The organism is Mesorhizobium sp. 1B3 (assembly GCF_050958605.1).
Classification (GTDB): Bacteria; Pseudomonadota; Alphaproteobacteria; order Rhizobiales; family Rhizobiaceae.
In genome coordinates, this window is the sequence record NZ_JBJHDO010000037.1 from 1 (window position 1) to 653 (window position 653).

2 protein-coding genes are annotated in these 653 nt (G+C 65.8%); both read left to right on the top strand.

What is annotated here, in order from left to right; all coding sequences use genetic code 11:
• A partial coding sequence (locus tag ACCO56_RS33045) for a proton-translocating transhydrogenase family protein (protein WP_433645210.1) occupies positions 1-309 on the top strand: 309 nt, incomplete at its 5' end.
• 3 nt (positions 310-312) lie between these two features.
• The coding region (locus ACCO56_RS33050) for an NAD(P)(+) transhydrogenase (Re/Si-specific) subunit beta (protein WP_433645211.1) at positions 313-653 on the top strand (341 nt) is incomplete at its 3' end.

Below are 653 nucleotides of genomic sequence, written 5' to 3' on the forward strand. Positions count from 1 at the left end.
GCTCACGCCGCCTCGGGCGGGGCGATCGATCCCTTCGTCTTCCGCTTCGCCATCTTCGTGCTGGCGATCTTCGTCGGCTATTACGTGGTCTGGTCGGTGACGCCAGCGCTCCACACGCCGCTGATGGCCGTCACCAACGCCATTTCCTCGGTCATCGTGGTCGGCGCGCTTCTCGCCGTCGGCATCTCCGCCGCGGGCCTGGCCACCGGCTTCGGTTTCGTTGCCCTGGTGCTCGCCGCCGTCAACATCTTCGGCGGTTTCCTCGTCACCCAGCGCATGCTGGCCATGTACAAGAAGAAAGAGAAGTAAGCGATGAACGCCAATCTCGCCTCTTTCCTCTATCTCGTCTCCGGCATCCTGTTCATCCTGGCGCTGCGCGGCCTGTCGCATCCGACCACCAGCCGGCAAGGCAATGTCTACGGCATGGTCGGCATGGGCATCGCCATCCTGACCACGCTGGCGCTGGCCCAGCCGAACCTCGGCGGTTTTGCGCTGATCGTCGTCGGGCTGGCGATCGGCGGCGGGGTCGGCGCCTATGTGGCGCGCAGCATCGCCATGACCTCGATGCCGCAACTGGTGGCGGCCTTCCACAGCCTCGTCGGCCTTGCCGCGGTGATGGTGGCGGCCGCGGCGATGTATGCGCCGGAAAGCTT